Raw genomic sequence first — 12017 nt, 5'->3', positions numbered from 1 at the left:
GATGTTAACCTTGGGGTTCAAGTTGCGGGAAGTGATTCCAGAGCAGTAAGTCTAATCTGATACAGGATGAGCCTGTGAACCTGGAGCTGGGGCCAAGACAACGTGAGACCATTGCCGCTGCACTGACCCTGGGGGCCGTGCTGGTGCTTCTAGTGGCTTTCAGTGCGGTTGGCTGGGGTCTGGTGCGTTTTGTTGATACTTTCCAGAATGTGTTGCTGCCGCCTGTGGTGGCGGGCATTCTGACCATGCTGTTGCGTCCTTATTACAGCTGGCTGGTCGGGGTTTGCCGGGGGTCCAAGGTGGGTGCCCTGGTGTTGTTTTTCCTTTCTGGGCTGATACCTCTGGGTGTTTTCATGGGGTATGTCGGTGTTTTTGCCACTCACCAATTGCTCCAGTTGTTTGAAGACTTGCCGGATATGTTCAATGCCCTGCTGGATATGGGGCAGTCACTTTGGCCGCAGGTTCCTGCATTGCTGGAGAAATACGGATTGAAGTCGGAGTTCTCCAGTCTTCTCGAAAACCCCGGAGAAATGTCGGCTCAGGTTCTTCAGGCTTCCTGGGAACGGATGTCGCAGCCTGTTGTTCAGATGTTTCAGTCCGTCTCGGGGTTATTCGCCTGGGCAGTGCTTCCGCTTTATCTGGCCTTTTTTCTGATGGCAAAACCCTTTGAGCCCAAACAAATCAGCGAGTTTCTTCCCTTTTTAAAGAAGGAAACCCGCGAGGATGTTGTTTATCTGTTCGATCAGTTTGTCAGTATTCTGCTCACCTTCTTTCGCGGTCAGATCATTATTGCCTTGCTTCAGGGGGCACTTTTTGCTGCCGGTTTTGCTTTGATTGGGCTTCCCTACAGTATTGTGATCGGTATGACGCTGGGGTTGCTCAATATCATTCCCTATCTGGGAAGTATCGTCGGCCTTACCTTTGTGCTTCCTCTGGCCTATTTCGGTGAAGGTGGTGGCATTGTCCAGGTGGCCCTGACTCTGCTGGTATTTGGTGCGGTGCAGGCCATTGAAGGTTATTTCCTGACTCCGAAAATCATGGGGGATCGAACCGGTTTGCACCCGGCCCTGATTATTTTTGCGGTATTCTTCTGGGGAGTCGCCCTTGGCGGCATTATGGGTATGCTGCTGGCAATCCCTTTAACGGCCTTTGCCGTGGTGTTCTGGCGACTTTTGAAAAAGAAGTATATTACCCAGGTGGTGTAACCTGATTTTTGGAGAATCCGCACGATGAGCACAAACACCGATATTCTGTATATTTCGCATGGTGGCGGCCCCTTGCCTTTGCTGGGTGACCCGGGTCATCGTGAAATGGTGGAGCATCTCACCCGGATTGCCGGCGAGCTACGTCAGCCTTCGGCTATTCTGGTGGTCAGTGCCCACTGGGAAGAACAAGTGCCAACAGTGACCTCGGGTGCCCAGCCATCACTGATCTATGATTATTCCGGGTTTCCACCTGAATCCTATGCAATTGAGTACCCTTGCCCCGGTCATCCAGAGCTGGCGCAGCAGATACATGCTGCCCTGGAGCAGGCTGGAATCAGTGCACGACTGGATACCCAGCGCGGTTTTGATCATGGCCTGTTTGTACCGCTTAAGCTGATGTACCCCAAAGCGGATATTCCCTGCGTGCAGTTGTCCCTGGTCAGCAGCCTGGATGCTTCGAATCATCTGGCGATGGGCCGGGCTCTGCGGGCACTGAACCATGAAAACCTGTTGGTGATCGGATCGGGTTTTTCTTTTCACAATATGCAGGCTTTTTTTGCCCCTTCCACGGCTGAGACAGAAGCCCGCAACCAGGCTTTTGAGGAATGGCTGGAGAAGACCTGTTGTGATCCCGATATCACGGAAGCCGAGCGTAATGAACGCCTGCTTCACTGGGAACAGGCACCTGCAGCCCGTTTCTGCCACCCTCGTGAAGAGCATCTTCTGCCACTGCATGTCTGTTACGGCCTGGCGGGGGCCGCCAGTGAAACCCACCTGTCAGCCACCATCCTGGGTAAGCAGTCAGGCATGTTCTATTGGCGGCTATCGGATGACTGATTTGTCCTGCCCTCTTTTCTGGCGTGATGCACGCATGCCTTATGTTGAGTTGCGCCAGGTGAAGGATGGGCGTCAGGTCTGCTATGCCTTGCACAGCCACAGCCAGTGGTCTTTGGGAGCCATCACTCAGGGACTAAGTGAGTTTCGTTATCAGGGTGAAGTCTACCCGGTGGCAGCCGGAGACCTGGTTGTGGTTAATCCTCACTGGGTGCATGCCTGTAATCCGGTGGAGGATGAGCCCTGGAGCTACCTGATGCTGTATGTCGACCTTCCCTGGCTGACGGAGCTGTGTTTTCGGGAGGGTTTGCTGGCAGAACCGGTATGGCAGGATCTGGATACAGCCAAGTTGACGTTTCCTTATTGGTACCAAAGGTATTGTGACCTGGCCGCCTGTCTACTGAATCCTGAAGCTGACCTGCTGCACAAGCAGACTCACCTGGTGGATTTTTTGACAGGCTTGCTGCATCACCTAGTCACTGCTCCGGTTCAATCTTTGCCACAGGCTCCCGAAAAGATGCAGGCTTTGGCGGCCTATCTGGATCAAAGGGTTGACCAGGAGGTTTCTCTGGAGAATTTATGCGCACTGTCTGGCTATAGCGAGGGGCATCTGGTTCGTTCTTTTAAGAAGTATTTTGGTTTGACGCCGCATGCTTATCAGGTGAACCGTCGAGTGGAGCTGGGTCGTCAGGAGCTGAAAGCCGGTAAACCGATTGCTGAGGCAGCTCTGGCGGCGGGCTTTGCAGACCAGTCGCACTTCCAGCGTACCTTCAAGCGTTTGATGGCCGCAACCCCCAACCAGTATCGCCAAGTGTTATCCCCATAGCAGATAAACACAGGTGCTTGCCAGGAGTGCTGCCAGAAAACGGTTGAGTCGCACCAGGTTGCGCGGTTTTTGGATGTTGCGACGTAAAAAGGCACCGGCATAAACCCATGAAGCCAGGGACAGCCAACAAATGGGCAGATAGAGGGCTGCAAAAACCAGAAGTTGTTCCCAACTCTGGCCTGAAGTATAGACACCTATGCCGGATGCTGCAGCCAGCCAGGCTTTGGGATTCAAGGCTTGCATCAGAATGCCGGTCAGAAAGCCAGGGGCCAGTTGATCACCTTCTTCAGGAAGTTGGCCCGAATCCATTGCCAATCGCAGGCTCAGGTAAAGCAGAAAGGCCACGCCAGCCCAGCCCAGGGCTTCCTGGAGCAAGGGAAATTGCAACATCAGCGAGTAGAGACCCAGTCCTACCGCCAGGAAAAGGGCGATAAAGCCCAGAGTGGCGCCGGTAATAAAGATCAGCCCCTTGCCCAGTGGGTAACGGGTGCCACTGCTTAAGCCGACCAAGTTAACCGGGCCGGGGGAAATGGAAGCAGCCAAAGCAAATATGGACATGGAAAGAAGCAGTGACCCACTCATTGGATATCTCCTGTAAAATAATGCAGGCAGTTTGCCTGAGCAGATACTCAGGGTATTGAACAAAATTGATGTGAGCGTGCAAGAATGGCTGATCATAACGCTTATTGTCTCTGGCAGGATTTACTGACTCAGGCGACGGGGCAACGCTTTGTTGTGCAGCAGGTTCAGCCCTTGGGTGGTGGCTGCATTAATCAGGCAGCGAAGTTGTTGGGCCGGGATGGCCGGGTCTTTTTTGTAAAATCCAATAACGCAGATCAAGCACCGGTACTGGCTGCTGAAGCCAGGGCGCTTCAGGCCTTGCAGCAGGCTTCCGGACTGCGGGTGCCGGAAGTGATGGCCTGGGGCTCAGATGAAGATCAAGCTTGCTTGTTGTTGGAAGCGCTGGATTTGCAGCCATTGAAGGCGGCCGGTCAGTTCGGTGAATTGCTGGCCGAGCAGCATGCCACTCAGTCGGAAGCCTTTGGTTGGCATGAGGACAACTGGATCGGGGAGACACCCCAACCCAATCGCTGGCGCTCTGGCTGGGTGAATTTCTGGCGTGAAGAGCGTCTGGGGTATCAGATGAAGCGGGCGGTGGCTAATAAGGCTCCAACCGCTTTATTGACGGATCTGGAGAAGCTTCAGGACGTTTTACCCGCTTTCTTCAGCACTTATCAACCGGTGCCTTCCCTGGTGCATGGTGATTTATGGAGCGGCAACTGGGCAGCTGATGAGCAGGGCAGGCCGGTTGTTTTTGATCCGGCGGTCTATTATGGCGACCGGGAAGTGGACTTGGCCATGACGGAATTGTTTGGTGGGCCGGGTGAAGCTTTTTATGCAGCCTATGAATCCGTTTGGCCACTGGATGCCGGTTATCCGCTTCGCAAACAGCTTTACAACCTCTATCACCTGCTGAATCACTTCAATATGTTTGGCGGTGGCTATGATCGCCAGGCTCACCAAACAGTTCGTAGGCTGCTGGCCGAAGTGGCTTAGTTTCTGGCCTGAGTGAAAGCTCTGGCCACCAGATAGCCCAGGGTGGCAAGGCTGTCCTGGGAAGAGGCGGTCAGATGCCGGTGGGCCACTCTGGCCAAGGGTGAAGTGGCGCTGCTGGTTATGGCCGTCAGACGGTTTCGGTTGCTGTGAACAAGGCGCAACAGGTTTTTATGGTCTTCACTGTCTCCCTGGAGGGAGAGAACCAGCAGAGTGTCTTCTGGAAAGATCAGTTCGGCATCAGGATTGAAGGTTTCATCGTTGTAGACGAAAAGGCAGGGAGTTGCCGCCTGGGTGAGCGTGGAGAAGGTTTTGCGACCGGCTTCCTTGTTCTGGGCCTGGGCACAGACAATAATCCTTCCCTGACACTTTGAAAGTGTATCCAGAAAGTCTTCCATTTCGTGGTTCAACTGCCCGGCAATTTGGGTCAGGGCCTCTTGCTCGGCAGCCAGTTCTTTCTTGATCAGGTCGAGATACATAGTGTAGTTACAGACTGTTAAGTTATTTTATTGAATTTATCCTAAAGAAGATGTAACTACATGGCAAGTATATAATTGTGCGGATGGCAAACAATCGTTTGAATTTGCCGGGGTGTGGATTACACTGCCTGCCTGTTTAAATGAAGGAGCTTTTATGCAAACACGCACCCCCATCAAAATCCGTGGCTACCATCTGGATCTCTATGGTCACGTTAACAATGCCCGCTATCTGGAGTTTCTTGAAGAAGCCCGCTGGGATTTTCTGGAGCAACAGGTGGACATTTCCAAGTTCACCGGCTCAAGCCTGGGTCTGGCCGTGGTGAACATCAACATCAACTACCGTCGCGGTGCCTATGTTGACGAGGAGATTGAAGTGGTAACGCAGTTGGCCAGGCTGGGCAACAAGAGTGCGGTGATGCATCAGGATGTGGTCTTGAAAGGTACCGATACCCTGGTGGCCGATGCCGATGTGACCTTTGTGGTGACCGATCAGAAAGCCCAGAAGGCAGTGCCTCTGGAGGGTGAGATGCGGGCCACTTTGGAGTTGTGGCAAAAGCCGTCCTCTTGATGCTTTTGTGATCAAAAAGCGTATAATCTCGCAGCAAAAACCAAGGGAGTATTTATGGCTGCAGAAAAATATGCGCCGGTCATCACTTTGGATGGCCCGGGCGGAGCAGGCAAGGGCACGGTCAGTATGCTATTGGCCAAACAACTGGGCTGGCACCTGCTGGATTCCGGTGCTCTTTATCGCCTGGTTGGCTTGGCTGCTGAACATCATGGCGTGGCTCTGGATAATGAAGCCTCGCTGGCGGTTCTGGCCGAACACCTGGATGTTCAGTTTCTGGTGTCCAAAGATGAGCTGGTGCAGGTGATTCTGGAAGGTGAGGATGTCAGCCAGGAGCTGCGAACCGAAAGAGTCGGAGGTCTGGCCTCCCGGGTGGCTCCGCTACCCGCTGTACGTCAGGCTTTGCTGGCCCGGCAGCGGGCCTTCAACGAAGAGCCGGGACTGATTTGTGATGGCCGGGATATGGGCACGGTGGTTTTCCCGGATGCACCCCTGAAAATCTATCTGACGGCCACTGCCGATGAGCGCGCCAGAAGGCGTGAGCAACAGTTGCGTGAGAAGGGCATAACTGCTAGTCTAGCTGACCTTAAAAAAGACATTCTGGAGCGTGATGCGCGTGATATGAATCGCGAAACAGCCCCGCTGCGGCCTGCAGAGGATGCTGTGGAAGTGGATAGTACAACGCTGAGCATTACAGAAGTCGTCGACTTAATTCTAGCTGAAGCAAAAAGCCGAGGCTTGATATCCCAGGCATCCTCCGCCTGAGATGCATTTCAAGTCGAGCAGTACGGAGGTCGTTCAGAGTAGCGTCATAGTTTGCTGAGATAACCTTTGAAAATCTCATCAGGCTTAACCAGCGTTAACGCCTCTGAATGGAATCAATCCAGGCCCGCGTTTGTTGGTGGCGCGGAGGGCGGCAATTTTGCCGCAATTAATGACTTAAAAACTTGAGTAAATACTACATGACCGAATCCTTTGCCGAACTATTTGAAGAAAGCTTGCAAGACGTCAACATGGAAGTGGGCTCCATTATCAAAGCAACCATCGTTGATATTGATGGAGATTGGATTACTGTAAATGCTGGCCTGAAATCCGAGGGTGTGATTCCTCGCAACCAGTTCGAAAATGCTGACGAACTGAAAGAAGGCGACCAGGTGGTTGTAGCCCTGGAATCCGTGGAAGATGGTTTTGGTGAAACCCGTCTGTCCCGTGAAAAAGCCCGTCGCGCTGAATCTTGGATTGAACTGGAAGCAGCTTTCGACAAGAACGAAATCGTCAAGGGTATTATCAACGGCAAGGTCAAGGGTGGCTTTACTGTTGACGTTAATACCATCCGTGCCTTCCTGCCCGGTTCTCTGGTTGATGTGCGCCCTGTACGCGACACCGCTCACCTGGAAAACAAAGAACTGGACTTCAAAGTTATCAAGCTGGACGCCAAGCGCAACAACGTGGTTGTATCCCGCCGCGCTGTTCTGGAAGCAGAAAACTCTGCCGAGCGTGAAGAGTTGCTGGCTAACCTGGCCGAAGGTCAGGAAATTCAGGGTATCGTTAAGAACCTGACTGATTACGGTGCCTTCGTTGATCTGGGCGGCGTAGATGGCCTGCTGCACATCACCGATATGGCCTGGAAGCGTATCAAGCATCCTTCCGAAATCGTGGCTGTGGGTGACGAAATTACCGTTAAGGTTCTCAAGTTTGACCGTGAGCGCAACCGCGTTTCCCTGGGTCTCAAGCAGCTGGGCGAAGATCCCTGGATTCAGATCAAGGCTCGCTACCCAGAAAACTCCATCATCAAGGCGCGTGTGACCAACCTGACCGATTACGGCTGCTTTGCTGAGCTGGAAGAAGGCGTTGAAGGTCTGGTTCACGTTTCTGAAATGGACTGGACGAACAAGAACGTCAATCCCAAGTCTGTGGTCAGCTTGGGCGACGAAATCGATGTCATGATTCTGGACATCGACGAAGAGCGTCGTCGTATTTCTCTGGGCATCAAACAGTGCCGTCCCAACCCCTGGGAAGAGTTCTCCGGCCAGTACAACAAAGGCGACAAGATCTCCGGCGCCATCAAGTCCATCACCGACTTTGGTATCTTCGTTGGTCTGGACGGCGGCATCGACGGTCTGGTTCACCTGTCCGACATCTCCTGGAACGAAGCGGGCGAAGAAGCCGTACGCAAGTTCAAGAAGGGTGAAGAAGTTGAAACCATCATCCTGTCGATCGATCCTGAGCGCGAGCGCATCTCTCTGGGCATCAAGCAACTGGAAAGCGATCCTTTCAACGAGTTCCTGGCTCTGAATGACAAGGGTTCCATCGTTAAAGGTCAGGTGGTTTCGGTTGAGCCTAAAGAAGCAATTGTTGCCCTGAATGATGAAGTTCAGGCCATTCTGAAAGCTTCTGAAATCAGTGCCGAGCGTGTTGAAGATGCACGTAACGAACTGAAAGAAGGCGACGAAGTTGAAGCCCGCATCGTCAATGTTGATCGCAAGAACCGCGTGATCAACCTGTCGATCAAGGCCAAAGACAAGGTGGAAACTGAGCAAGCCATGGCTGCTCAGCGTGAAGCCCAGCCTGAAGCTCAATCCGGTCCCACCACCATCGGTGACCTGATCAAGCAACAGATGGAAGGTAAGAACTAAGTCTGACTGACTGGTTCTGACTTCAGAAACCGCTGCCTTCGGGTGGCGGTTTTTTTTCGCCTTCCCTAAACTGAAGTGGCCTTTTAGCTAAGCCAAAATCCAAAGGAGTGATTATGTTGAGGCAAGTGCGTTGCTGGATATTCCTACTGCTCGGGCTTTCTCCCTGGTTGCTTGCTGGCCAGCTGTTGGCAGCACAGCAGGTGCCAAGTGACCTCTACCCGCTGCAGGTGGAGGTGGTGGCGGAGTCTTTGGAGCACCCCTGGTCTTTGGTTTTTCTGCCCGAGGGGGATGTGCTGGTCAGTGAGCGGCCGGGGCGTTTGCGTCTGCTGGAAGAAGGACGTTTGAACCCCGAGCCTGTTCGCGGGCTGCCAAAGATTCACCCCAAGGGTCAGGGAGGCCTGCTGGATCTGGCACTGCATCCTGATTTTGCAGACAATGCCTGGTTGTATTTCAGTTATGTGGATCGCACCCAGGAAGGCTACACCACCCGTCTGGCCCGCGGGCGTTATCAGGAAGGTCGCCTGAACCAGGTTGAAATTCTGTTTACCGCCTTGCCGCGCAGTTCCACGGGACGGCATTTTGGCGGGCGCATTGTTTTTGATGATAAGGGACTGGTTTACCTCTCAGTGGGTGACCGAGGTGAAAAAGAGCGGGCACAGGATACTCAGGATCATGCCGGGAGTATTATCCGTTTGCATGATGATGGCGGCATACCGGAAGGCAATCCTTTTTTTGGCAAAGACCAGGAAGGTCAGCCGGAGATTTTTGCCTGGGGAACCCGCAATGCTCAGGGGATGACGCTGCACCCTGAAACACGGGAAGTCTGGGCACAGGAACATGGCCCCAGGGGTGGCGATGAAGTGAATCTGATCCAGGCTGGCAAGAACTATGGCTGGCCGGAAGCTACGCATGGTATTGCCTACTGGGGCGGTGAAATCACGCCCCACACTGAAAAACCGGGGATGAAGTCGCCTTTATGGCACTGGACGCCTTCAATTGCTCCATCGGGCATGTTGTTTTATACGGGTGAGCTTTTTCCCGACTGGCAGGGTCAACTGCTGGTGGGGGCGCTCAAGGATCAATTGATTTCCCGTCTGGAAGTTCGACAACAAGCGGATGCTTGGCAGGTTGAGGAGGTGGAGCGCTTTTTTCAGCCCGTTGATCAGCGCATCAGGGCCTTATATCAGGCCGCGGATGACAGTATCTGGGTGCTGACGGATGAAAGCAATGGTCAGATTTTAAGAGTGACACCTGCGCATTAAAGCTCGATGGCCTTGCGTACATGAACACCCCAGAAGAGAAAGGGCTGAAGGGGCTTGAGGATATCCTTGGCAACCACATCCTGAATGGTGTACTGGGGATCACTGGTGTCTCTGGGCGGTGGATGCATGTAGGCCTGGCCGCTCATGGCCTTGATGCCCGCACAGATGGGGTGATTGATGTCTTCGCCCCGCTTGGTGACGACAGCTATATCGCCATTGGCCAGCTTGACGGCTGTGCCGGGGGGATAGATGCCGACCTGATTGAGAAACAGCTTGGTTAATGCTGGCCCCACAAGGGTGCCACGCTCATTGAGCAATTGACGCAGAGCCTGCTTGATGGGTAGAGCTTCCCGGTATTCCCGACGACCGATCAGGGCGATATAAATATCCGCCAGGGCAACCAGCTTGGCCTCATTGCAGATATCCTCCTCCTTCAGGCCTTGTGGGTAACCACTGCCATCCAGGCGTTCATGATGGTGCAAGACGGCTTTGAGCCACAGGGAATCCTGGATTTTCATGCTTTCCAGCATTTCAATCGAGCGTCTGGGGTGGTGGTGGATGGCTTCTTTCTGCTCTTCACTTAAAGGCTCTTTTTGCTTGTTGAGCTTGTCATGAATATGAATCATACCCAGATTGGCCGTCAGGCTTGCAGCCAGGGTGGCAAAGAGGCGCTCGCCCTGCAGGTTCAGTTTTTTGGAGATCACCGCAATCAGTACAGCGCACTGGATGGGATGATGCAGGCTGTAGGGCACTTCATCGTGCCTGGGCCAGTGAACCGTCCCCAGCAGGGCTTCCGGGCTGTGTTCAGCTAAGCCGATCAACTGGCCGGATATGGAGCGGATCTTGCGATAGAAAACATCCGGCGCCGAGGAGTTCTGGCTTTTGATTTGCTTGAAGGCTGTTTCCAGCTGCGACTCCAGCTCTTCAATTTCCAGAAAAGGATTGACATTGGGGCCGTAGCGAACGGGTTTGAACTCACTGCTGTAGTCGACCCGGTCGCTGGGATCACGCTTGACCAGACCCCGATCCATCAGGACTTCAATTTGCTGCTCGTTGGCCATGACGGCGCCGCGGGACAATAGCAGTCTTCCACCCTTGGTATAAATATCCTGGGTGGTTTTGCGACCGACTGCTAATTCTCCGGGGCGTAGCTTCTCAAGCATCAGCGTCTCTTGCATTAATGGGAAGTATGTTTCAACAGGTTAAGCCTTGTAGCCTGTTGAGTCTGTAGCTTTTTTCCTAGTGTATGTGAATTCTTGTTTACCTTAAGTCTTGAGTATGGCTTGTGCGCAAGTAAAAGTGTGAAATTTTGTGTTAAGGCAAAGCGTCTCAATGCTGCTTAAATACCTACACTTTTTGCAGCCTTTTGTTAAGCTATAAGTGCACATTGAAAATTATAGGTGAACGAGGCTGTAGGCATGGAAACTCAGGACAAAGAACAACACACATCAGAAAACTACTGTATTGCCTTGCAGCCTATTTGCAACAACAAAATGCGCCATGTTGCTGATGAGCTTCTATACCGCTCCAGTGCTGATGCGACCTTTGCGACTGTCGACGATCAGATGCAAGCCACAGCGCGGGTTTGTAATGCGGCCTTTTATGAAACCGGTCTGGAAAAACTGATTGGTAACCGCAAGCTTTTTTTTAATGCCCCCCGCGAATGGATCCTGAAGCCGGAACTTTTGCCGCCCAACCCTGAACAGGTGGTTCTGGAGGTTCTGGAGAGTGTAACAGGCGAACCGAAAATTATTGAAGCCCTCAAAAAAGTGCGGGCGCTGGGTTACGAGGTGGCGCTGGATGACTTTATTCTGACCACGGAAACCGAACCCTTGCTGGATGTCGCCAGCATTATCAAAGTGGATCTCTTTGAGCCGGTGCGTGAAGAGGATATCGACCTCTACAAGGAAAGAGGCATTCGCTTGCTGGCTGAGAAGGTTGAGGATCTGGAAACCTTCAAACACTACCGGGACATGGGTTTTGAGTATTTTCAGGGTTATTTTTATGCCCGCCCTGAAGTGCATGCCGAGACCTCACGCAAGGGGCGGGGCAACAATCGTGGTGCGCAGATCCGTATCCTCAAGGAAGCCCAAGAGGAAGAGCCGGATTATCAGGTCATGGAAAACCTCATTGCTCAGGACCCCCAGCTCACCTTTATGTTGCTCAAGTATGTGAACTCGGCCGCTTTTCGTCGCCGCAGTGAAATCACAACCATCCATCAGGCCTTGAACACTCTGGGAATTGACCGGGTCAGAACCATAGTCACCACGGTCATGCTGGCAAACAATGGCCCGGCCAGTCGTCTGCTGCTGCCCCAGGCCCTGACGCGGGCAGCCATGTGCGAGAAACTGGCCGATGATATGTCTGGCGTCAATACGCGTACGGCTTTTATGATGGGTTTGATGTCAATGATGGATGTCCTGATGGGCACCAGTCTGGATGAGCTTCTACAGCAACTGCCCCTGAGTACCGAAATTAAAAATGCCATTCTTTACCGTCAGGGTAAGCTGGGTCAGCTTCTTGCCCTGATTATCGCTTTTGAGCATGCCAAGCTGGCGGGTAAGTCAGCCAGTCTGGTGGACAGGTTGAACCAGGCCTGGATGGTGAGCCAAGTTTGGTCTAACGAGATTATGATGCAGGTCGACTATTAAAAGCT

Annotated in this window: 12 protein-coding genes; 9 read left to right on the top strand and 3 right to left on the bottom strand. The window is 52.9% G+C overall.

The genetic code is table 11. The features are described from left to right. Positions 1-74: 74 nt before the first annotated feature. Genes LG323_RS04030 through LG323_RS04020 form a run of 3 tightly spaced genes read left to right on the top strand, consistent with a single transcriptional unit; the run spans position 75 to position 2865 of the window. Positions 75-1205 (top strand): AI-2E family transporter, encoded by a 1131-nt coding sequence (locus LG323_RS04030; protein ID WP_404419261.1) that lies wholly within the window; start codon positions 75-77, stop codon positions 1203-1205. A 24-nt stretch (positions 1206-1229) separates the two neighbouring features. Beyond that, entirely contained in the window at positions 1230-2042 is an 813-nt protein-coding gene (locus tag LG323_RS04025; protein ID WP_404419259.1) for a DODA-type extradiol aromatic ring-opening family dioxygenase, read from the top strand. Then, positions 2035-2865, top strand: a complete 831-nt coding sequence (locus LG323_RS04020) for a helix-turn-helix domain-containing protein (RefSeq protein WP_404419257.1) — start codon at positions 2035-2037, stop codon at positions 2863-2865. Before LG323_RS04025 ends, LG323_RS04020 begins: the two co-directional genes overlap by 8 nt. On the opposite strand, the gene LG323_RS04015 is transcribed toward LG323_RS04020, so the two are convergent. Next, entirely contained in the window at positions 2854-3447 is a 594-nt protein-coding gene (locus tag LG323_RS04015) for a LysE family translocator (RefSeq protein ID WP_404419255.1), read from the bottom strand. The two genes, LG323_RS04020 and LG323_RS04015, sit on opposite strands and share 12 nt — an antisense overlap. 84 nt (positions 3448-3531) lie before the next feature. On the opposite strand from LG323_RS04015, the gene LG323_RS04010 reads away from it, so the two are divergent. After that, a complete protein-coding gene (locus LG323_RS04010) occupies positions 3532-4422 on the top strand; it encodes a fructosamine kinase family protein (RefSeq protein ID WP_404419253.1) in 891 nt (296 codons plus the stop codon). Here LG323_RS04010 and LG323_RS04005 read toward each other — a convergent pair. Then, a complete protein-coding gene (locus tag LG323_RS04005; RefSeq protein ID WP_404419251.1) occupies positions 4419-4898 on the bottom strand; it encodes an SIS domain-containing protein in 480 nt (159 codons plus the stop codon). The genes LG323_RS04010 and LG323_RS04005 overlap by 4 nt on opposite strands. A gap of 154 nt (positions 4899-5052) precedes the next feature. Between LG323_RS04005 and LG323_RS04000 the strand changes: the two genes are divergently transcribed. The 4 genes from LG323_RS04000 (at position 5053) to LG323_RS03985 (ending at position 9361) form a co-directional block, all read left to right on the top strand. Continuing rightward, the gene (locus LG323_RS04000) at positions 5053-5466 is read left to right on the top strand and encodes a thioesterase family protein (protein WP_310696365.1); all 414 of its coding nucleotides are present in this window, start codon (positions 5053-5055) and stop codon (positions 5464-5466) included. Between the two features lie 54 nt (positions 5467-5520). Beyond that, positions 5521-6228, top strand: coding sequence for a (d)CMP kinase (gene cmk / locus LG323_RS03995; protein ID WP_404419248.1), 708 nt, complete (start codon positions 5521-5523; stop codon positions 6226-6228). A gap of 197 nt (positions 6229-6425) precedes the next feature. Beyond that, on the top strand, positions 6426-8099 hold the full coding sequence (rpsA, locus tag LG323_RS03990) for a 30S ribosomal protein S1 (RefSeq protein WP_404419246.1): 1674 nt from the start codon (positions 6426-6428) through the stop codon (positions 8097-8099). A 113-nt stretch (positions 8100-8212) separates the two neighbouring features. Then, on the top strand, positions 8213-9361 hold the full coding sequence (locus tag LG323_RS03985; protein ID WP_404419245.1) for a PQQ-dependent sugar dehydrogenase: 1149 nt from the start codon (positions 8213-8215) through the stop codon (positions 9359-9361). Here LG323_RS03985 and LG323_RS03980 read toward each other — a convergent pair. After that, positions 9358-10524: an HD-GYP domain-containing protein gene (locus tag LG323_RS03980; protein ID WP_404419243.1), complete on the bottom strand. Its 1167-nt coding sequence runs from the start codon at positions 10522-10524 to the stop codon at positions 9358-9360. The two genes, LG323_RS03985 and LG323_RS03980, sit on opposite strands and share 4 nt — an antisense overlap. A 255-nt stretch (positions 10525-10779) precedes the next feature. Here LG323_RS03980 and LG323_RS03975 point away from each other — a divergent pair, with 255 nt between their 5' ends. Next, a complete protein-coding gene (locus LG323_RS03975; RefSeq protein WP_404419242.1) occupies positions 10780-12012 on the top strand; it encodes an EAL and HDOD domain-containing protein in 1233 nt (410 codons plus the stop codon). Positions 12013-12017: the final 5 nt, after the last annotated feature.

Source organism: Marinospirillum sp., assembly GCF_044810985.1.
GTDB lineage: Bacteria > Pseudomonadota > Gammaproteobacteria > Pseudomonadales > Halomonadaceae > Marinospirillum.
This window is presented reverse-complemented; position numbering and strand designations above follow the sequence as displayed.

Excerpts from the sequence above, each read along its gene's own strand:
- LG323_RS04025 (WP_404419259.1), top strand. The coding sequence starts at position 1,230 with ATGAGCACAAACACCGATATTCTGTATATTTCGCATGGTGGCGGCCCC.
- cmk (WP_404419248.1), top strand. The coding sequence starts at position 5,521 with ATGGCTGCAGAAAAATATGCGCCGGTCATCACTTTGGATGGCCCGGGC.
- LG323_RS04015 (WP_404419255.1), bottom strand. The coding sequence starts at position 3,447 with ATGAGTGGGTCACTGCTTCTTTCCATGTCCATATTTGCTTTGGCTGCT.
- LG323_RS04010 (WP_404419253.1), top strand. The coding sequence starts at position 3,532 with ATGGCTGATCATAACGCTTATTGTCTCTGGCAGGATTTACTGACTCAG.
- LG323_RS03980 (WP_404419243.1), bottom strand. The coding sequence starts at position 10,524 with ATGCTTGAGAAGCTACGCCCCGGAGAATTAGCAGTCGGTCGCAAAACC.
- LG323_RS04005 (WP_404419251.1), bottom strand. The coding sequence starts at position 4,898 with ATGTATCTCGACCTGATCAAGAAAGAACTGGCTGCCGAGCAAGAGGCC.
- rpsA (WP_404419246.1), top strand. The coding sequence starts at position 6,426 with ATGACCGAATCCTTTGCCGAACTATTTGAAGAAAGCTTGCAAGACGTC.
- LG323_RS03975 (WP_404419242.1), top strand. The coding sequence starts at position 10,780 with ATGGAAACTCAGGACAAAGAACAACACACATCAGAAAACTACTGTATT.
- LG323_RS03985 (WP_404419245.1), top strand. The coding sequence starts at position 8,213 with ATGTTGAGGCAAGTGCGTTGCTGGATATTCCTACTGCTCGGGCTTTCT.
- LG323_RS04000 (WP_310696365.1), top strand. The coding sequence starts at position 5,053 with ATGCAAACACGCACCCCCATCAAAATCCGTGGCTACCATCTGGATCTC.
- LG323_RS04020 (WP_404419257.1), top strand. The coding sequence starts at position 2,035 with ATGACTGATTTGTCCTGCCCTCTTTTCTGGCGTGATGCACGCATGCCT.